Origin of the sequence: Pseudoalteromonas sp. S2721, from assembly GCF_005887425.1 — a bacterium.
Taxonomy (GTDB): Bacteria; Pseudomonadota; Gammaproteobacteria; order Enterobacterales; family Alteromonadaceae; genus Pseudoalteromonas; species Pseudoalteromonas simplex.
On record NZ_PNCZ01000014.1, the window covers coordinates 74,135 to 93,031 of the forward strand.

20 protein-coding genes and 1 pseudogene are annotated in these 18,897 nt (G+C 39.3%); 14 read left to right on the forward strand and 7 right to left on the reverse strand.

Features of this window, described 5'->3' with window-relative positions:
* The first annotated feature begins 39 nt into the window (after positions 1-39).
* The 5 genes from CWC02_RS21065 to CWC02_RS06935 all read left to right on the forward strand — a co-directional run bounded on the left by CWC02_RS21065 (position 40) and on the right by CWC02_RS06935 (position 4,320).
* Positions 40-1,776 (forward strand): collagen-like triple helix repeat-containing protein, encoded by a 1,737-nt coding sequence (locus tag CWC02_RS21065; RefSeq protein ID WP_283235071.1) that lies wholly within the window; start codon positions 40-42, stop codon positions 1,774-1,776.
* Positions 1,773-2,099: a hypothetical protein gene (locus tag CWC02_RS06920; protein WP_138617249.1), complete on the forward strand. Its 327-nt coding sequence runs from the start codon at positions 1,773-1,775 to the stop codon at positions 2,097-2,099. The genes CWC02_RS21065 and CWC02_RS06920 overlap by 4 nt, the downstream gene beginning before the upstream one ends.
* 4 nt (positions 2,100-2,103) lie before the next feature.
* Positions 2,104-3,255, forward strand: a complete 1,152-nt coding sequence (locus tag CWC02_RS06925; protein WP_138617251.1) for a zonular occludens toxin domain-containing protein — start codon at positions 2,104-2,106, stop codon at positions 3,253-3,255.
* A 79-nt stretch (positions 3,256-3,334) separates the two neighbouring features.
* Entirely contained in the window at positions 3,335-3,520 is a 186-nt protein-coding gene (locus CWC02_RS06930; protein ID WP_105180822.1) for a hypothetical protein, read from the forward strand.
* Between the two features lie 389 nt (positions 3,521-3,909).
* Positions 3,910-4,320 carry a hypothetical protein gene (locus CWC02_RS06935; RefSeq protein ID WP_138617253.1) on the forward strand — a complete coding sequence of 137 codons (411 nt, stop codon included), beginning with the start codon at positions 3,910-3,912 and terminating at the stop codon, positions 4,318-4,320.
* Positions 4,321-4,338: 18 nt separating this feature from the next.
* On the opposite strand, the gene CWC02_RS06940 is transcribed toward CWC02_RS06935, so the two are convergent.
* The gene (locus CWC02_RS06940; protein WP_138617255.1) at positions 4,339-5,088 is read right to left on the reverse strand and encodes a hypothetical protein; all 750 of its coding nucleotides are present in this window, start codon (positions 5,086-5,088) and stop codon (positions 4,339-4,341) included.
* 63 nt (positions 5,089-5,151) lie between these two features.
* On the opposite strand from CWC02_RS06940, the gene CWC02_RS06945 reads away from it, so the two are divergent.
* The 4 genes and pseudogenes from CWC02_RS06945 to CWC02_RS06960 all read left to right on the forward strand — a co-directional run bounded on the left by CWC02_RS06945 (position 5,152) and on the right by CWC02_RS06960 (position 8,598).
* On the forward strand, positions 5,152-5,577 hold the full coding sequence (locus CWC02_RS06945; RefSeq protein ID WP_138617257.1) for a hypothetical protein: 426 nt from the start codon (positions 5,152-5,154) through the stop codon (positions 5,575-5,577).
* Positions 5,578-5,738: 161 nt separating this feature from the next.
* A pseudogene (locus CWC02_RS20935) lies at positions 5,739-5,885 on the forward strand (excalibur calcium-binding domain-containing protein); the annotation flags it as partial.
* Positions 5,886-6,505: 620 nt separating this feature from the next.
* The gene (locus CWC02_RS21095) at positions 6,506-6,814 is read left to right on the forward strand and encodes an excalibur calcium-binding domain-containing protein (RefSeq protein ID WP_054552227.1); all 309 of its coding nucleotides are present in this window, start codon (positions 6,506-6,508) and stop codon (positions 6,812-6,814) included.
* Positions 6,815-7,038: 224 nt separating this feature from the next.
* The gene (locus tag CWC02_RS06960; RefSeq protein ID WP_138617261.1) at positions 7,039-8,598 is read left to right on the forward strand and encodes a methyl-accepting chemotaxis protein; all 1,560 of its coding nucleotides are present in this window, start codon (positions 7,039-7,041) and stop codon (positions 8,596-8,598) included.
* Between the two features lie 17 nt (positions 8,599-8,615).
* Here CWC02_RS06960 and CWC02_RS06965 read toward each other — a convergent pair whose 3' ends face one another.
* From CWC02_RS06965 to CWC02_RS06985, 5 genes are all read right to left on the reverse strand, one after another.
* Positions 8,616-9,665, reverse strand: a complete 1,050-nt coding sequence (locus CWC02_RS06965) for a patatin-like phospholipase family protein (protein ID WP_138617262.1) — start codon at positions 9,663-9,665, stop codon at positions 8,616-8,618.
* 27 nt (positions 9,666-9,692) lie between these two features.
* Positions 9,693-11,102 (reverse strand): alanine/glycine:cation symporter family protein, encoded by a 1,410-nt coding sequence (locus CWC02_RS06970; protein ID WP_138617264.1) that lies wholly within the window; start codon positions 11,100-11,102, stop codon positions 9,693-9,695.
* Between the two features lie 120 nt (positions 11,103-11,222).
* Complete coding sequence (locus CWC02_RS06975) at positions 11,223-12,179, reverse strand: patatin-like phospholipase family protein (RefSeq protein WP_138617266.1); 957 nt, start codon at positions 12,177-12,179, stop codon at positions 11,223-11,225.
* Between the two features lie 175 nt (positions 12,180-12,354).
* Positions 12,355-13,350, reverse strand: a complete 996-nt coding sequence (locus tag CWC02_RS06980; protein ID WP_054552222.1) for an LLM class flavin-dependent oxidoreductase — start codon at positions 13,348-13,350, stop codon at positions 12,355-12,357.
* A gap of 67 nt (positions 13,351-13,417) precedes the next feature.
* Complete coding sequence (locus CWC02_RS06985) at positions 13,418-14,191, reverse strand: siderophore-interacting protein (protein ID WP_138617268.1); 774 nt, start codon at positions 14,189-14,191, stop codon at positions 13,418-13,420.
* A gap of 112 nt (positions 14,192-14,303) precedes the next feature.
* Between CWC02_RS06985 and CWC02_RS06990 the strand changes: the two genes are divergently transcribed.
* From CWC02_RS06990 to CWC02_RS07000, 3 genes are all read left to right on the forward strand, one after another.
* Entirely contained in the window at positions 14,304-14,738 is a 435-nt protein-coding gene (locus CWC02_RS06990; protein ID WP_138617270.1) for a MarR family winged helix-turn-helix transcriptional regulator, read from the forward strand.
* Between the two features lie 63 nt (positions 14,739-14,801).
* Positions 14,802-15,215 carry a LexA family protein gene (locus CWC02_RS06995; RefSeq protein ID WP_054552219.1) on the forward strand — a complete coding sequence of 138 codons (414 nt, stop codon included), beginning with the start codon at positions 14,802-14,804 and terminating at the stop codon, positions 15,213-15,215.
* Positions 15,203-16,459, forward strand: a complete 1,257-nt coding sequence (locus CWC02_RS07000) for a Y-family DNA polymerase (protein WP_138617272.1) — start codon at positions 15,203-15,205, stop codon at positions 16,457-16,459. Before CWC02_RS06995 ends, CWC02_RS07000 begins: the two co-directional genes overlap by 13 nt.
* Here the strand turns inward: CWC02_RS07000 and ybaK are convergent.
* Positions 16,456-16,917, reverse strand: a complete 462-nt coding sequence (gene ybaK / locus CWC02_RS07005; protein ID WP_138617473.1) for a Cys-tRNA(Pro) deacylase — start codon at positions 16,915-16,917, stop codon at positions 16,456-16,458. The two genes, CWC02_RS07000 and ybaK, sit on opposite strands and share 4 nt — an antisense overlap.
* A gap of 464 nt (positions 16,918-17,381) precedes the next feature.
* Here ybaK and CWC02_RS07010 point away from each other — a divergent pair, with 464 nt between their 5' ends.
* Complete coding sequence (locus tag CWC02_RS07010; RefSeq protein ID WP_054552213.1) at positions 17,382-17,726, forward strand: DUF3302 domain-containing protein; 345 nt, start codon at positions 17,382-17,384, stop codon at positions 17,724-17,726.
* Positions 17,727-17,729: 3 nt separating this feature from the next.
* Positions 17,730-18,860 carry an HlyD family secretion protein gene (locus tag CWC02_RS07015; protein ID WP_138617274.1) on the forward strand — a complete coding sequence of 377 codons (1,131 nt, stop codon included), beginning with the start codon at positions 17,730-17,732 and terminating at the stop codon, positions 18,858-18,860.
* Positions 18,861-18,897: the final 37 nt, after the last annotated feature.

Consider the following 18,897-nt stretch of genomic DNA (forward strand, 5'->3'; position numbering starts at 1 on the left):
CTTAAATTTATTTTCAATCTATTCAAGCTATGGTTCTGCATGATGATGCTAACTGTATTTGCATCATGTGCTATGGCTCAAGCTGATTTATCAGATTTAGTTGCACCTAAACATGAGGAAGGTTGGTGTACTTTTGCGAGCAAAACTGGTGCAGGTGGTGTGAAAGGTTGCGCTCGAGAACTTCCAGACGCAAAGGTTCAGGCATGTGAAAACTTTGCGAATAATTACATTGAAACCAACGACCAATACTATACTTGGGGTAGAGCAAATTGTACTGCTGATTTAAAAATTACCATCCCCGGTACGCGTCATTATTCAAATGGTAACTCTTTACCTACAACAAAAACTTTTTCTCTTTATTTTAGAAACGCTGTAGAAGATGAAAACTATTCTTGTCCGCCTACTTTACACCCTCTACATACAATACGGGTTCCAAGCCCAACCTCTGAAAATCCTAATGCTATTATGTGTGCTAAAGAACTTGTCGAGAATGAATGTCCAGAACCTACAACTGGTGATTCATATGTTGGTGGTACATCTTCTGGTTCAACCAATGTGTGTTTTGACAACGACAATGGTACTCAGTGCAATATTACTACTGATGATAATGGAGGTTATGTTCTTCCATCTAAGTATGAAGGCCAAGAACCAACTCAATGTCTAGCACCGCCAGATGATGAAGATGACGAAGACAAGTTTTGCTACGTCCATGGAAGCGGCGGTGTTTATTCCGTTAATTGTCCAACTACTTCTATTTCTATCGATACAACAGGTATACAAAAAAATGCAGATCAATTAGCTGTAAATCATGAGCGTCTTTCAAATATAGAAGCATCTTTCATAAGCCAACAAGACATAGACAACCTTATGGCCTCTGGAGAACTTAAAGGTGAAAAGGGAGAACAAGGCGAAAAAGGTGATAAGGGTGAAAAAGGAGAAAAAGGCGATCAAGGTATTCAAGGTGCTAGAGGTGCTGCAGGCGCTGATGGCCAGCAAGGTGAAAAAGGTGAACAAGGCGAAAAGGGAGAAAAAGGCGAGAAAGGTGAGAAAGGCGAACAAGGAGCTAGGGGTTTACAAGGCATTGCTGGAACTAATGGTATTGATGGTAAGGATGGTAAAGATGGCATTAATGGAACAGATGGCATTGATGGAGAGGACGGCGAAGACGGTGAAGGTTGCTCTATAGTTTCTACAATGTCAGGTGCAACTATCTCATGTGGAGAATCGCAATCTGAATTATCAAATGGTAACTGTTCCACTGAGTCACTATCCAATGGCGATACAAAAGTCACATGTCCAGATGGTTCTGAATCAACGGTCAATGGTGTGGATGAAGATGGAATTATTGGCGCTTTAGATAAGCAATTATCTGAAATGAAAAAGCAAACAGATGAACTAAAGGCGCAATCAGAATCACTTGAAAACATAGGGACGTATGATGGTGAAAAGCCAGTTATCGACTATGAAACCAAGCCCGATGGCTATAATGAAATAGCTGAGTTTGATTGGGAAGCAGAGAACTTCGGTACTGTTCTTGAAGAACATAATCAAGCAATGCGCCAGCTCCCTATTGTTACTGCAATAGAAAATTTCTTTACCACTTCATTTGGCGGTTCATGCCCTACTTGGTCAGAAACAGTTACTGTTCTGGACGCATCATTTACAGTGAATATTGACCAGTTTTGCAGCCCAGCCGTTCAAAGTATCTTGCCAATGATTAGAGCTATTTTAATGCTTGTCGCTGGCTTTTTTGCATGGAGGATAGCAATAGAATGATTAACGATTTATTAGATTGGCTCTATGAGCAATGGCAAGCGTTTATAGAATGGTGCTATGAAATATTAGTGTTCATTCTTGACGCTTTGATGTGGGTAGCGCTTCAAGTGTTCGAAAAAGCGCTTGAAGGTTTTCGCTATATTTTTGCCATGATAGACCCACCTCAATTTATTCAGTCGGGCATTTCCCAGTTTTCAGGCGCAATACCTCCAGAGGTAGGTTATTTACTTGGTGCAACAGGTTTTTCTGAAGCGCTTGGAATAATAGGTATTGGCTACACGTTTAGACTTACTCGCAAAGTCTTAACTTTATTCCAGTGGTAACACTATGATTATTTTCCACGAAGGTTTGCCAGGTTCAGGTAAAAGCTATGAAGCGTTAGTTAAACATATCATTCCTTCATTAGAAAAAGGCCGTAAAGTCTACGCCCGACTTAACGGCTTTAACTATGAAAAAGTGAGTGAACTAACAGGCCGAACTGTTGATGAACTCAAAGAGCTTTACACTGAAATAACTGAAGAACAAGTTCATACCGTTTATGAAATAGTAGAAAACGACTGTCTACTTGTTATCGATGAACTTCAGAACTTTTTCCCCAGTGGCAGGCAAAAGCTATCTGATGAGATGACTCAATTTATTGCTGAGCATCGCCATCGAGGAATGGATATTGTTTGCATGGGTCAAGCTTTAGCTGATTGCCATACCACATGGAAACGAAGAATTGAGCGAAAGATTACCTTTTTGAAACTATCAATGGTTGGCTTAGATAATAAGTACAAATGGGAAATGTACCAAGGCTCTATCAATGGTCAAAAAGGAGATGTTGTATTTAAGAAAATTAAGTCAGGCACTGAGAAGTATGATAGTAAATATTTTGGCTCTTACCTAAGTCATCAATTAACGACCGATAACACGGATGTTTATTCTGATGACCGTGTGAACATATTTAAGTCAAAACAGTTCATGCTTTACCTACCAATTTTTATAGGTGTCATTGCGTTTGCTATTTATTTCTTAAGCTCATTTTTTAGTGGTGAAACACAAATTGTTAAACAAGAATCCAAAGAACCGAACAACAGGCCAGTAGCAAAAGCTGAAAATCAACCTTCAACACCCACAACTGGAGAATCTAATCAGCAACAAACACAACCTCCAAAACCTAAAATAAGCGTAGACCCATATCAACGTTTAAGGGATATGATTCAAAACAACAATGCGATGATAACTTATGAAGAAATTTATAAAGGCCGAATTGCTGACTTGCGTGTTGTCGTAGAAAATGATGCAAAGCAAGTTCTCGATACATTCAATCGAGAGGAGTTGCTAACTCTAGGGTATCGCTTAAAGAAAACAATGTTAGGTATCGAAGGTTATCGCGGTACTAAATTAGCGGTCGTATTTAGATACAAACCGACTAATCAATATTTTGATAATCAGATACCTGATGAATCATACCATGACTTATATACATCTAATTAAACGCTAAAACCCAAGCCTTTCAACTTGTTGAAAGCCTTGGGTAGCGTTTAACCAATCACCCTACGTCACTGGTGACACTATGACTAGAAACCAAAAATACGAGCAGAAACAAAAAGCTAAAGGGTTAAAGAAGGTAACCCTTTGGATACCTGACGAATCGGAAGTTGAAATTAAACAGATGATAGAATTTCTGATTGATAACCCAGACCATATACCTTTCATGGCAAGAAATGTCAGAACAGGCCGTATGAAAAAGGCCATTTAGTGGTACGTAATTTTTTACGTAATATTCGTATCGGTACGTAATAATGAACAAAATTATTACGTACCACTCACCTTTGTATCTCCAGTTCTTGGAGGATGGCGTAGCCATGTCATACATTCCAGAAAATTCACATTTCATCGCGAAACCGTTTCCATTTTCAATACAGTTTATTAGGGTCGGGTATCAATTCAGTGAAATAGCCAATTGCACTCACTGCCCTAGTCTGTTTTCAATAAAAGTTGATTGCCTTCTGATAAACCAAGCTGAGTTAAGGACGGCACAGCAGCCGAGGGAAACACCCTCCCCCCATATACTAATAGGGGGGGAGCGAAACCACTTACACCGATACCGAGTGTGCATTGTGATTTTTAATAAAGGAGTAAATCACAATGGGCAACTTTAAATTGCAGTTCGTTACGCTATTCGGATATGACTACGCAAAAGGAGCTAAAGAACTCGGAGTAAGTGAACGCCAAGTAAGGAGATATGTAAAAGCTAACAAAGCTAGTAAACCTGTCGAAAAACTGATTTGGATAATGTATCGCGGCTACTTACCAGACACTGGGCCTTGGGCAGAATGCAGCATTTCATATCATAACAACGTGATGACTACGCCTTGGGGTAAAGTAAAACCTTCTGACGTACAGTTTGTTCACCGTTATAAATGGTCAGCTAAAGAGCATGAATCTATGTATAAAAAGCTTAAATCTGAAACTCAAGTTCAAGGTAAATACTTATTTGACTTACAAGAGCAGCTACTTGATATCGTTGGAACAATAGCGAGAAATACTGGTAGTTAATAGAAGGGCTCTGCCCTTCTAATTTGATTTTTCAATTTTTCCAAAAAGCTCTGGAATCATCCTTTCACTAAATCCGCTGACAATGGAAAGAAGAACTAAGCTATAAATATTTTTATTTGCAAATGTTAAAGCTAAATCCGACATAGATAGAAGATAAATTATACCTCCAGAAATACTTCCTAAAAGAACTGTAAATGTAGCTTGAAAATATATGTATTGAATTTTTATTTGATTATTAAAAACAACTTCATTATTTCTTTGAAGTATTGAGAAAAGTGCTCCCACTGATCCTCCAGCTATACATAAGAACACATATTTAAAACTGCTATCTGAGAAGTTGTAAGCTGTTAACATTAGAAATGATGATATTGTCGTGAAGATTAATGCACATAAAATAAAATGGCTTTTTATTTTATCTGGTGTTTTTATATCTTTTATTCTTTGCTCTATATCTACAAATAGCCGATCACATTCTTCTATTGTTTTTGCATTCAATGCACTAAAAAATATATTGCAAAGACTAACTAATACGCCTGGGTTAGCCTGAGTGTCAAAGAGTTCGTGCAATTCATTAAATTTAACAGCAGCTCTGTCCGCTATTTTTCCATTTTTATTAACATATTCCCAACCTGTAGTTCCCCTTTGGGTTTTGAAAATTATGCAATCTGTTGAAGCACAATAAATCATTTCTATAACTTCACCACTAATACTTACATCTCCGTTTTTATATTTAGTTTTATCTTCTTGCTCTGCAATTATTGGCTCCATTTTCATTCCCTTTTTTCTTAATTCTCATATAATATATCAGCAACTTACACTAACGGACTAGTTATGCATATCAATTACATCAAACTTTATTTCTGTTTGACTCTCACAGGTATTTCTATCTTTGCTACGATAGAAAGTTACTATCTATATCGAGCACATCTATTAGCTAAAGAAGCACAAGCGATAGCTAATCAAGCGGAACGTGATGCTAATGCAGCAGCTGTTCGTGCAAAATTACAGTTAGAAGAATCTCAACGCCAACTCAGAAAACGACAAGCTGAACATGCTGCAAAGCAACAAGCTATTAATAATGCTCAAAGAACAAATAACGAGATTTGTGATTTTTGGAGAAGTGAGTACCAGCAAATACAGTCGGATCGTAATAAATCAATGATGGATGGTGCTTGTGCTAGAGCTGCTAAGCGGCCAAGTACAGGAACAACGGAAATTCACTTAAGAGGTGATTGGTTAGACAAAAAATCAAATTAAAAGGAGTTAATATGAAAAAGGTTTTTTTTATATTTCTTGTTGTCATTGGAGCTTGGCAAACATACCAAGCATTTGCGCCTAAGTTGCTTTGCGATGAAGATATTGAATTAGACTATCAACCATCTCAAGAGTCATTTAGGTACTCTTTTGATGATGATAAGTTCAAGTGTGATGGTCGTCAGTACTGTTCACAAATGAGTTCAATGGATGAAGCAATTTTCTTTATCAACAACTGTCCTAATACAAAAATGGATGGGGATCATGATGGCAATCCATGTGAAAACGACACTCGTTTAAATGGATGGTAATGCCAAACTGTCAACTATGACAGCAATGACAACTTGCTAATAAAAAAGGGCTTTTCGCCCTTTTCTTTTATGTTACGTACCGTAATTTATGGGTAATTAAGTATAATTTGTTTCTAGTAGTTAATTTACTTGTTTATATCTATTTTACTATCTTTTATGAGTTCTCATTTATCGCTCTTTCAATTAATAAGTTCTTTGAACAAATAGCTAGTTGTTTTTTATAGTTCTCAAGAGATTAGTTTGTTATGCGTAATTATTTTTAATGTATTACTCTAACAGTTTAGATGTTAAAGCTTTTTATATTTTTAGCATTTAAAACCTATCTCGTATATCTGCTCTGGCTTTGCTTGCACAATGCCCATTCAAAATAAACGACCTAATTTTGATAACTTTATATCTTTTCATTTGATGTTCCACATCAGAAGTAGTTCGGGGTTTTTTAAGTTATCTCTTCTTACACCTCCTAGGAAAATTCAGATTTCATGGATAAACCATTAATTAAACTTAACTTTTCATTTTCATCTTAGTAGCATATCCATACTTTAATACTAGAAGAGTTGCTCTTTTAACATTTTATGCATTTTCTTCATACTTTATAACTATAATTATTAGCAGGTCCTATGAGAAAGTTTATTTTGCTGACAATTTTTTTGTATTTGGGATGGGAATATTACGTTACAAATAATGGTGGTACATCTATTACTGAGGTAGTCAATAGCCGTGTTATAGCACCTTTAAAAGCACGCTTTAATAAGAGACAACAAAAACGCTTCTCTACTAATGAAAGTTATTTCGAATGTGATGGCAGACAATACTGTAAGCAAATGACATCCATTGAAGAAGCCTATTTTTTCAATAGGCATTGTCCAAATACTGATTTAGATAGTGATTATGATGGTGAGTTATGTGAAGGTGATCCTAGGTTTTAATTTCTATAGTTTAACTTTAATTCTAAATTCTATTTAGAATTAAAGTTTTCCTCCGCATTTACGAAAAATATGAATTTTCTTAATTCCATATCAATTACTTAGGTGTAACTTGATATAGAACAAAACTTATTTAAATAAGACTTTCCTTGTTTATTTCACAATAATAACATCGACAATAAACAATACTTTACTATTATAATTATTCTAAAAAAGTGACCAGCACTGTGAATAGCCAACTAATAAATAGCAATGAAGTTAAATTTCCTGAATCATCTATCCTATTATCAACTACAGATTTAAATAGCAATATTACTTATGCCAATGATGAATTTTGTAAAATAGCCGGATATTCCCTCGACGAAATGGTGCATAAACCTCACAATCTCGTTCGTCATTCTGATATGCCAAAGCTTGCTTTTGCTGATTTATGGCACCATCTTAAAAATGGTCAATCTTGGATGGGACCTGTTAAAAATCGATGTAAAAATGGTGATTACTACTGGGTGAATGCCTTTGTAACACCTATTAAAGATAAAACTGGTAATATCATTGAATTCCAATCAGTCAGAACCAAACAGAGTGATGAAGTTGTACAAAGAGCAACTGCTGAATATGCAAAAATAAACAACAACCAAAAGTCTCATGCTACAGCAGTAAAGTATGATGCCACTCTTTACATAAGTGCCCTGTTGCTAATTAGCTTTTTAGGCTCGCTGGCTGCCCTATTCAGTGCTGGATTTAATATTTTTAATTGTGTACTTGTACTATTTTTAGCATCAGCTAATGGGCTTATGTATTTTTGGCGCCAAAAATATTTAGCACTTATTAGTAAAGCAAAACAAGTATACGATAACCCCTTAATGGCTTACCTGTATTCTGGTACCAATGATCAATCTGGCTTTGCATATCTTGCACTTGAGATGCAAAAAGCAAAACTAAAAGCCGTTGTTGGCCGTGTGAATGATGTTAGTGTGGGTGTTAATTACAATGCCCAACATTGTGCCGAGTCTGGCCATAATGTTACGGAGCTTTTAAATAAACAAACTGACGAAGTTTCGCAAATTGTTGTAGCAACAGAACAAATGACCGCTTCTATTGATGAACTTTCGTCTAGCACGATGAAATCAAGCCAAACTGCTGAGTTAACGAATCAAGCAACAGAAGACGGTTCACTTGCTGTTAGACAAACTATAAATTCAATTAGTGAACTTGACGAAAAACTCAATGCCGCAAGCAATTATGTAGAAAACTTAATCCAAGGAAATCAAGATATTGTGGCAATTCTTTCTGAGATTAATGCCATCGCAGATCAAACTAATTTACTTGCTTTAAATGCGGCAATTGAAGCAGCCCGCGCAGGTGAGCATGGCAGAGGGTTTGCGGTTGTTGCAGGAGAAGTACGAGCTCTAGCGTCTAGAACTCAGCAATCAACAGAAGAAATTAGCAATGTATTAAATCAACTCACCCACGCTTCGAAACAAGCACAAATTGCCATGAATGACGGACTAGATTTGTCGGCCAATAGTGTTAAGCTTGCCCATCAAAGTGGCGATAGTTTAGACCATATTAAAGCGCAATCAATCAAGCTAAGTGAGCTTAATAGTGTTGTAGCCCAAGCGATAAAAGAACAGCTAACGGCAAGTCAATCGATCGCAAGAAATATAACAGCAGCTCAAGATTTTGCTCATGACTGTAAAGAGCTTGGCCAAACTTCGCAGCAACTTTGTGAAGCATTACTCAGTAAAGTGACAGAACAAACATCCTTGATTAGCCAGTTTAAGTAGTTAAAGCAAAACCACGATTATTTGATAAGGTTTATTTTCGGTGTGTGCTTATTAGTACACACCGCATCGAATGCTTCTGCTAGCCGTTCTGTTTCTTTGAATACCTGCTGCCAATATATAATTCGTGTATCAGCATCAAGTTCAGTAAAGTCTTTACGATCAGGGATTTTGCCATAAGGTAATGAAGCAACAAAGTCAGCTGATGGAGTGATCATCACTACGTTATCATAGTTACTCGGGGTAATTCCACGCTTTAGGCTCTTATCAAACCAACCTGCCTTTGGGCTATTATTAAAATGCGGATATAATATGAGCCCGTCATTATGAATACTTAAGTCAAAGTGATAATCGATAATACCGCCATCACGATACATACCAGGCGGTGTTCCTGTTATATTTTTAATACCCTGCATCACTAATGGAATAGAGCCTGAAGCAAGCAAAGCATCCGCTAAATTATGTTCGTTTAACTCTATAGTATGGGTATTGAAAGTATTATTATCGGAAAAAGATAACTGACTATCCGCAGGCTGAAATACATAACGTTCATATTGCTTACTTAACAAACGTCTACTCATTCGATTGACTAAGTAGCTTTTAGATAACCCCATTAACTGCATCACTTTGTTTTCTGATGCTGTAAAGCCATTCGATTTTGCAACTATAAAGTGGGCTTTAAAAATCGGGTTGTTAATGATTTCGTGAATACCATTTTCAGCAAATACAGTGGTTAATAACTCTCGTGCTTTTGTTGTTATTTCTTCTGGTTTTGCTTTATTCGATGAATAGCGTGTTTCAGAGTAAGACTTTGCTAATCGAGATATTGCAGCAACAGGGTCATTTTGTGCAAAACAAGCAGATCTAAATGCGCCAGCACTTGACCCTAATAAGTTTAAAGGTGTGGTACGGTCTTTAAAAAATTCACCAAATAGATATTTATCCAAACCAAATAATGTAAACCACTTGGGCCCGCCGCTTGCTCCTAAAAAGGTATTAAACAAATCGGCAGACAGGCCTTGCTCTTGAATTACTTTTGCAGCACTAGGCCCTGCATAAATATCTATCATGGTTACTTTTCTCGTTATTGTTTTAGCTTATTTGCGCCAAATCCCTTGCTCTGTTTGACCTTGAACCTGTACTTTTTCAGAATCAAAACTTGGCTCTAGCCCTACTTCACGTTGACTATGGTAGTCTTTTGTCACAGATAAGATGGTTGGCGTTAAGCGTATGATAGCGATAACGTTCACCACTGTCATTAAACCTAAAGCAATGTCTGCAAGATCCCACACTTGTTTAATGGTGGCAGATGCGCCCCAAATCATCATGGATAAATATAAACAGGTATAAATACCTCGGCCGAGTTTATTATCTAGTTTAAATAAATGTAGGTTACTTTCTGCGTAGGCATAGTTTGCAACCACAGAAGTAAACGCAAATAAGCAAATTGCAGCCGCTACAAAGTAAATGCCACCAGCGGCCATATGCGCTGTCATCGCAGATTGAGTTAAGCGTATTCCTTCCATTTCGCCGCTAATATCAATATCAGCCAATAAAATAATCACCGCCGTACAACTACACAGCACAATAGTGTCAAAAAACACCCCAAGCATTTGAATGTAACCTTGAGTGACTGGGTGGTTTGGTACTGGCGATGCACAGCCAGATGCATGTGGCACACTCCCCGCTCCGGCTTCATTTGAATAAAGCCCTCGCTGAATACCGTTTTTAATTGCGGCGCCCATAGCCCCTGCGCCTGCTTCTTGTAAGCCAAAGGCAGAAAGTAAAATATCTTCAATCATCGCAGGCACTTTACCGATATTCAATAAAGTAATAATAATGGCGGCGAGTACAAATAAAATTCCCATAACTGGCACAATGCGTTCAGCAAAGCGGGCAATAGCTTTAAAGCCACCTAAAATAATAGAGCCTGCCAGTATCGTGATCACAATACCTGAATACAGTGTTGGAATTTCAAATGCGTAATTGAGGGCATCGGTAATGGTATTCGTTTGCATGGCACTAAACGTAAAGCCATAACCAAGGAATAAGCAAAAAGCAAAACACACTGCAAGCGCTCGACTGCCTAACCCTTGCTGAATATAATAAGCAGGACCGCCTCTAAACTCGCCATTGGCATCCCTAACTTTATAGACTTGCCCAAGTACGCTTTCGGCAAAACCAGTGGCCATGCCCAAAATGGCAATCACCCACATCCAAAATATTGCGCCACTGCCCCCTAACGAAATAGCAACGGCAACCCCCGCAAGGTTACCTGTGCCCACGCGAGCTGAAAGACCAGTACATAAAGCTTGAAACGAACTAATTGAGTTTTTATCGGTGCTGCTACTCGACTTTAACAGGCTAAACATATGGCGAAACTTAACCAATTGAATCGCTTTTAGCCTTACCGAAAACCAGATACCAGCAAACAGAAGAATATAGATAAGAATTTGGCCTTCTCCCCAAAGAAGACCATTGATTGTCGATACAGCACTGTTAAACATGGCAAGCCTTTATTGTTCTTGTAGATAAAAAATCACAAAAAGTGAATAGCTAACCACTTTAACTCTATTTACAAATATCTCAAGTAGGCAATGGGATTAATTACCTGAGCCTGCTCCCAACTAATTTAGCAGTTGTTGCTCTAAAAAGGCACGACCTGCCGCTAAGCCTAATTTGTGATCATAGCGAAGATCTGAATCTGTACTACCCAGCAGTTTACTGCGTAATTTATCACCTGCAAAAATTTGTGTGATACGGGCATCACTTGGCGGGTTTGCAATGAAATCGAGTTCATCTTGATAAGCTTGTTCGTGTTGAACCAAGTAATCAATTGTTTTAGGGCAATAACCCGATACGCAAACCAGTGACTTCAATTTATTTACCCATTCAGATTGTACTTGGAAGTTTTCATCAACAGTACGAATAACCACAATATCGCGGGCACCACGATTATAGGCTTCTTTCACGGGTAAAGGTGCAGCTAGGCCACCATCTAAATACATATCATGGACTAAATCAGTATTAGAGCTTTGAATAATGGCATCGTTTGCGGCCTTGGTTGTTAACCAAGGAGTTAAGTTAACGCCATCTTTATATAAAAAGGGTAATGCGCTTGATGCTTTTAACAGAGCCAACCATTGCGTATCTTCACCATTTGGGCTCAAGTAATAGGGTTTACGGTCAGCCGCGTTAGTGGTTGTGATCAACAGTTCGCGATTACCTAGGCTTTGTGTTGCTGTTTTAAAATCTAAAGCGCGATTTACTTCTTTGGTTTTATCAAAATACCAATCAAGATCGACAATGCTTTTACCAAACAGCCCGCGGCCAAGTTGAAAAAAACGTTTATGCCGCGAAAGGCCTCTGATCAGACGTTTTGCATAGCCTTTTTGACGCGCTAAATAACTTGTTAAGTTTTGTGAGCCTGCCGACGTGCCAATGAATAAATCGAATGGATCGTAATTATTTTCTAACCACGCATCGAGCACACCTGCGGTAAAAATCCCTCGTTGCCCACCACCCTCAGCGATTAATGCTGTTTTTGTTTGTGGTTCTACTGCGGCAATTGTTTGAGATTTCACGGTGCACCTTCCTAGGGTTATGGTTAATAAATGTATTGTATTAAGTTAATTTCAATCCTTAAAACGGATTATATAAATTGATTTAATCTATAAAACCGTTTAATAAATGAGTGTCAGGGCTTAAGCAATGCGCATAAAAAACTCATTACACGCATTCACTATTTGCCAAACCGTATTAGTGCATGATGCTTGCTAATATTTCCAGCGCATGTTGTCTGTCACTCAATTCATACAGGTCATTTGTAAAAATAAACTCATCAACCTGTAGCGTTTGTTTAATCATACTCAGCTTATGCTTAACGCTCGCTTGACCGCCCACAACAGAAAGTCCTAAAAAGTTTTCTACTTGCATTTTTTCTTGCGCTGTCCACAAGCCTTCCATTGTTGATACAGGCTCTTTAAGCCAAAGTGGCTTGCCGCGCATAAGTGCTAAGATACGTTGTTTCGCTGTGGTTGCTAAAAACTGTGCTTGTTCGTCGGTGTCAGCGGCAACAACGGGTAAACCAAGCATGACGTATGGCTTATCTAATACCTCGGATGGCTGAAATTCTCTGCGATACAATGCAATGGCATCTTCAACAAAGCGTGGGGCAAAATGACCCGCAAATGCATATGGCAAACCTTTTTTTGCCGCAAGCCCCGCACTATAAAGGCTTGAGCCCAGTAACCAGATTGGTACATTTGTATCTTCACCTGGGATTGCGCGTACTGGAGAGTCACCTTTATATGGACCAAGTAAAGCTTGCAGCTCCGTTACTTCATCATTGAAGCGCTCAGCGCGTTGTTCGTCACGGCGCAAAGCTCGGCTGGTAATTGGGTCACTGCCTGGTGCTCGGCCTAAACCTAAATCAATGCGACCGGGGTATAAACTCTCTAGGGTGCCAAATTGCTCAGCAACCACCAGCGGTGGATGGTTAGGTAACATCACCCCACCTGCACCTACGCGGATATTCTGAGTTTTACCTGCGATATGACCTATCAGTACTGAAGTTGCGGCGCACACGATACCGCGCATATTATGATGCTCTGCCATCCAAAACCGATTAAAACCCAGTTTGTCGGCTGTTTGTGCATAGGTAACACTGTTAGCTAGTGTTTGCGAAACGGTTTCGTGCTCTTTCATTGGGCTCAATTCAAGCAATGAAAAAGGTGTATTGCTAAGGTCTGACATTCGCTCTCCAAAATTTAACTCTTTATAATTAGTTAATGAGAGCGAATGGCTATTTTTCAAATGCTAATTAGGCACGGCTTTGTTGCTGTTTTTCCACCTTTAGGCCATCGGCGTCAATACCACGCTTCCAATAGGCTGATGCAACAATGTGTTCACGATCAATTTCAAAACTGCTTGTTACTAAACGGCGAATTGCTTTTACCAAGTTTGCTTCTAGTGCCATAAACACCATAGGTTGCGTGTTATAGCCAGCACATAAGCGTGTTACTTGGTCGAGAAGATCTGTTTCTGGCTCATCTGTAACTAACCATTCAACACTATGTTGGCTGTGTGCCTTAATTTGCTCAAGCTCAATGATGTCGGCTTTATCAGCAACATGAATAATGACATCAACAGTGGCATCTTGTGGCAGGGCTTGTAAGTAGCCATTGATTGCATTTACTGAAGTTAAATCTGCCAGCATTAAATAATGTGTTTGTGTAAAATCAGTGAGTTTTTTAGGGCCAGGGCCTGCTATACCTACCTCGTCGCCTACACACGCATTTTGTGCCCAGTTGGTTGCCACGCCTTGATGTTGGTTAACCACAAAATCGAGGGTAATTGCACCGTTAGCAGGGTTGATATCACGAATAGTGTAAGAGCGCATTAATGCAGGATGCTCAGCGTGTAAATCAAGTTCAACCTTAGATTCACCGGCATGCGGGAGTAATACCTTTACGTACGCACCTTTTGCATCTTGCGGGAAGTCAGCAAACTCCTCTGAGCCAACAACAATTCTTTGTAGATGCGGGGAAATACGTGTAGTACTTAATACATTTGCACGACGAACTTTTCTAGCCATCTTTCTCTCCTAGCTGGTTAAATTGCACAACGCCCCAATAGTTGATATAGTCAACTATACGCTTTTAATTGACTTTGTCAACTAATGCAAACTTGCTTAACTTAGGTGAACCATGCCACAAACCTCTCTTTCTTCAGCTTTATTTACACTGGCACAAAGTTACCGTGTCACTGTTCGCGAAGCCATTAACGCCAACGAGCTTGGTCTTAACGCACTGCATGTACGCTGCTTACATATTATTGCCGAAACACAGCACTGTACTGCCAATGATATTGTTGCCAAAACTGGTCGTGATAAAGCACAAATAGCACGCTTAGTAAAAGAGCTTATAAAGCTTGAACTGGTTTCTAAATGTGCCGACGAAAATGACAAACGCTGTTTAATTTTATCCTTTACTGCTCAAGGTAACGCCCTGTTCTCGCGTTTAGAAGTTGCAGAGCAAGAGGTTGATGCCAAACTTTGCCACGGTTTAACAGATCAGCAAGTACGTGATTTTATCGCTATTGCCACAACCATGATCGAAAATATCAATCACAACACCCCGTGATCTTATTGGCAAGATAACCACAAACCACTATACTGTATGAATGTACAGTATAGTGGTTTTGTTATGCGTGTTATTCCTATTTATATCGAAGCTGGCGTATGTGGTTTTGAATCACCGGCAGCACAATACAAAGAGCTAGGCTTATCATTAGATCAACTATTGATTAAACACCCTGATGCAACATTTATTGGTATTGCCTCTGGCGAATCAATGCAAGGTGTGGGGATTTTTGATGGTGACTTATTACTGGTTGATCGCGCCGAAGATGTTAAAAATGGCGATGTCATTGTCGCGAATCTAAATGGTTTATTTGTTTGTAAACTATTAGATAAACACAATGCCCAGCTATTATCAGCCTCGCCTAAATACCCTGCAGTGCAACTACGCCAATCGGATGAATTTCAGTTAGAAGGCGTGGTTACTCGCTCAATTCGCTTACATCGCAGTAGTAAAGAGCTATTAGCATGTACGCCTTAGTCGATGCTGTGGCCTTTTATGCCAGCGCCGAAAAAGTATTTGATCCGGCTATTCGTAGTAAACCGGTTGTGGTTCTCACCAACAACGATGGCTGTATTTGTGCCGTGTGCCCTATTGCTCGAAAGCTGGCTATTCCAAAATTTCAGCCTTATTTTCAAGTAAAGAAAATACTCGAAGATAACCAAGTGGTGATCCGCTCATCTAACTATGAGCTGTATGCAGATTTAAGCGAGCGGATGATGAACGTAATTGGCCGCTTTTGCGATAATCAGCACATATACTCTATTGATGAATCATTTTTAAACTTTACTGGTTTCAATAAGCTTATTCACGATTGGCATCGTTATGGCCATGATATTCGCCGTACCGTATGGCGCGAAACAAAGCTGCCTGTTGGGGTTGGATTTGGCCCAACAGCAACCTTAGCCAAAGCCGCCAATCATGCAGCGAAAAAACTCCCCGGCTTTGATGGCGTTGCAGTGATTGATTCAGAACCTTCACGGTTAGCCATTTTAAAAGCCATGGACGTACAAGATGTTTGGGGCGTTGGTCGACGCTTAGCTAAAAAACTCAAAGCAATGAATATCAATACGGCTTTTGATTTAGCCGAGCAAGATCCTCGAAAAATGAAACGCCTGTTTAGTATTGTATTAGAGCGCACAGTGAACGAGTTACGCGGAAAAAGCTGCTTAGCCTGGGATGAAGTACGCCAAGACAAAAAAGAAATATTTTCGACCCGCAGTTTTGGGGAGCGTATCACTGACGCCACCGCGCTGAAAACGGCACTAATCAATCATTGTGTCATTGTAGCAAGAAAACTACGTGCGCAAGGTTCACACACTCAACGCTTATTAATGTTTGTGGCCAGCTCTCCTCATCAAGATGGCTATTATAAAAAGTCCTATATTTATGAGTTTAGTGTCGCCACCGCCGATAGTTGTGTGTTTGCCAATGCTATCAGCGAGGTATTTGATCATCTCTATAAACCCGGGGTACGATTTTATAAATGTGGTGTAGGTGCCCTAGAGTTATCGAGCCACATGTTTCAGCAACCTGATTTATTTCAAGCACCTATCGATAACCTTAAACTGATGCAGTGTCTTGATAGCATTAACACCCGTTATGGCGTGGGTACCCTTGCCATAGCCAGCGAAACTCCTACGACCCGTTGGCATATGAAACGCGCTTACTTATCGCCTCATTACACAACCCGCTGGCATAACCTACCGAAAATACATTGTTAAAAGTCTGCCTGCTTAGCATTTAATAAACTACATAAATCCTTAGGGGCCAATGCAATCTCAAGACCTCGCTTACCAGCTGAAACATACATCACGTCAAAGCTATCTGCAGATTGATGCACATAGGTATTAAGGCGCTTTTTCTGACCTAGCGGGCTCACCCCCCCTAAAATATAACCTGTCGTGTTTTCGACTTTTTGTTGTGGAGCCATCTGCACTTTTTTAACCTTTGCCGCCTTTGCTAGCATTTTCAAGTTAACTTGCTGGCTCACTGGCACAATAGCAACCAAAAGCTGATGCTCAGTATCTTCAAGTACTAAAGTTTTAAATACTTGCTCAGCAGGGAGCTTTAGCTTCTCAACCGCTTCAAGGCCAAACTGTTGCTTTGAAGGATCATGTTGATAGCTAAGCACATCAAAATTAATACCTTTCTTTTGTAATAAATTAATAGCCGGTGTCATTACTTCTTCCAAATACTGAATGCTGAATGCTGAACGATAATAAACATAACGTGAACGGTAGTCTAAAAGCAATTAATCAAAACCTACAATCGTACTAATTTAAGTAAAATGAACTACACTTAAGTGATAGACACTACGCAAGGTAATGAACATGTCTAGAGCTAATAGCCTATATCTGGTTAAGCAGTTACTTATCATACTCACCCTGTTGTATACGATTAATTTTATCTGCAACGAATACTTAGCGTGGAACTCCTTTATTGATTGCCAAAATAAATGTCAAACACTTGGTCTAAATAAAGGGAAGATTCAAAAAACGGTATTCTCTGATGATGTAACATTGTGCAGATGTCTTGATGATTCAGCCTATTATGTTGTATTAGATTAAATCTGAAAATGCCGATTAGGAATAGGGTCAATTTAACGTATTATAAATTAGGTATTAATTTAACAAAGGAAGATAGATGTTTTTAGACTACTTTGCACTGGTCATGCTAGTGTTTGTAACGGTAGTAATATTTTATGGTGTTATTGCCATTCACGATATTCCCTACGAAATTGCCAAAAAACGTAATCACCCTCACCAAGATGCCATCCATTATGCAGGCTGGGTTAGCCTGTTTACCCTACATGTGCTGTGGCCATTTTTATGGGTTTGGGCGACATTATGGCGTGATGACCGCGGCTGGGGGTTTAACCAAATTCAAAAGGAACAAGAAGACTTAGCAGAAAAAGTAGCTAGCCTGACAGCCACGGTTGCAGCACTACAAGCACAAATAAATGCTCAATCGAATAATAAAGAGAAATAGACTATGGATTTGTTATTAATACTCACTTATACCGCATTGTGCATTGGTATCTTTAAAGTGTTTAAAATCCCACTTAATAAATGGACAGTACCCACCGCGGTACTCGGTGGTGTGGTACTGATAGGCGCTTTAATCCTATTAATGAACTACAATCATCCACATTCAAATATGGCCAGCAGTGCCTATGTCACAACACCCATTGTGCCAAATGTACGTGGTACCGTTGAAGAGGTTGCAGTAAAGCCAAATCAGCCAGTTAAAAAAGGTGACTTATTGTTTCGCATAGACGATACCTTATATCGAGCCAAACTAAATCAAGCGATTGCCGCTTTGCAGGATGCAAAACAGTCAGTGCTCGGTTTAGAAGCGAGCTATAAATCAGCACAAGCCAGTGCCCTAATGGCTAAAGCTGAATATGATCGTAGCAAGAAAGAATACGAACGTTATGAAAAAGGCGCAAAAAGCGGTGCTTACTCAAAAGGCCAAGTTGATAATAAATTAGGTGTATACTTAGCAGCAAAGGCAAGTTACGAAGCAGCACAGGCCGAAGAGTTACGTCAAAAACTAGCATTTGAGTCTGAAATAAACGGCGAACAAACTAAAATTGCCGCAGCTCGCGCTAATTTAGAGCAAGCTCAATTTAACTTAGACAGCACAAGCGTTTATGCACCTACCGATGGCTATGTAACACAACTAACATTACGCCCTGGGATGATTGCAGTCCCTATGCCATTACGCCCAGTAATGACCTTTGTGCACAAAGAAGATACCGTTTACGTCGCTGCATTTAGACAAAATTCACTATTAAGACTCGAGTCTGGCTACAAAGCAGATTTTATTTTTAAAGCTATTCCGGGCAAAACCTTTGCAGGCAAAGTAATCGATGTATTACCCGCGATTGGTGAAGGGCAAGTGCAAGCACAAGGCACACTGATGGGCACTGAGTTTTTTGCTCGTCAAGGGCGCGCAATTGTCACCTTAAAAATCACCGATGACATGAGTGAATATCACCTGCCACAAGGAACAAGCACAGAAGTCGCTGTTTATTCAGAACACTTCGAACACGTATCAGTGATGCGTAAAGTATTGATCAGAATGAAAAGTTGGCAAAACTACCTATTCTTAGACCATTAAGGCATAAAAAAGGCGCTTATCAGCGCCTTTTTATTCT

Excerpts from the sequence above, each read along its gene's own strand:
- CWC02_RS21095 (WP_054552227.1), top strand. The coding sequence starts at position 6,506 with ATGAGAAAGTTTATTTTGCTGACAATTTTTTTGTATTTGGGATGGGAA.
- CWC02_RS06945 (WP_138617257.1), top strand. The coding sequence starts at position 5,152 with ATGCATATCAATTACATCAAACTTTATTTCTGTTTGACTCTCACAGGT.
- ybaK (WP_138617473.1), bottom strand. The coding sequence starts at position 16,917 with ATGACACCGGCTATTAATTTATTACAAAAGAAAGGTATTAATTTTGAT.
- CWC02_RS06970 (WP_138617264.1), bottom strand. The coding sequence starts at position 11,102 with ATGTTTAACAGTGCTGTATCGACAATCAATGGTCTTCTTTGGGGAGAA.
- CWC02_RS06935 (WP_138617253.1), top strand. The coding sequence starts at position 3,910 with ATGGGCAACTTTAAATTGCAGTTCGTTACGCTATTCGGATATGACTAC.
- CWC02_RS06930 (WP_105180822.1), top strand. The coding sequence starts at position 3,335 with ATGACTAGAAACCAAAAATACGAGCAGAAACAAAAAGCTAAAGGGTTA.
- CWC02_RS06995 (WP_054552219.1), top strand. The coding sequence starts at position 14,802 with ATGCGTGTTATTCCTATTTATATCGAAGCTGGCGTATGTGGTTTTGAA.
- CWC02_RS06925 (WP_138617251.1), top strand. The coding sequence starts at position 2,104 with ATGATTATTTTCCACGAAGGTTTGCCAGGTTCAGGTAAAAGCTATGAA.
- CWC02_RS06985 (WP_138617268.1), bottom strand. The coding sequence starts at position 14,191 with ATGGCTAGAAAAGTTCGTCGTGCAAATGTATTAAGTACTACACGTATT.
- CWC02_RS06990 (WP_138617270.1), top strand. The coding sequence starts at position 14,304 with ATGCCACAAACCTCTCTTTCTTCAGCTTTATTTACACTGGCACAAAGT.
- CWC02_RS06940 (WP_138617255.1), bottom strand. The coding sequence starts at position 5,088 with ATGGAGCCAATAATTGCAGAGCAAGAAGATAAAACTAAATATAAAAAC.
- CWC02_RS07000 (WP_138617272.1), top strand. The coding sequence starts at position 15,203 with ATGTACGCCTTAGTCGATGCTGTGGCCTTTTATGCCAGCGCCGAAAAA.
- CWC02_RS06920 (WP_138617249.1), top strand. The coding sequence starts at position 1,773 with ATGATTAACGATTTATTAGATTGGCTCTATGAGCAATGGCAAGCGTTT.
- CWC02_RS07010 (WP_054552213.1), top strand. The coding sequence starts at position 17,382 with ATGTTTTTAGACTACTTTGCACTGGTCATGCTAGTGTTTGTAACGGTA.
- CWC02_RS06965 (WP_138617262.1), bottom strand. The coding sequence starts at position 9,665 with ATGATAGATATTTATGCAGGGCCTAGTGCTGCAAAAGTAATTCAAGAG.
- CWC02_RS06980 (WP_054552222.1), bottom strand. The coding sequence starts at position 13,350 with ATGTCAGACCTTAGCAATACACCTTTTTCATTGCTTGAATTGAGCCCA.
- CWC02_RS07015 (WP_138617274.1), top strand. The coding sequence starts at position 17,730 with ATGGATTTGTTATTAATACTCACTTATACCGCATTGTGCATTGGTATC.
- CWC02_RS21065 (WP_283235071.1), top strand. The coding sequence starts at position 40 with ATGATGATGCTAACTGTATTTGCATCATGTGCTATGGCTCAAGCTGAT.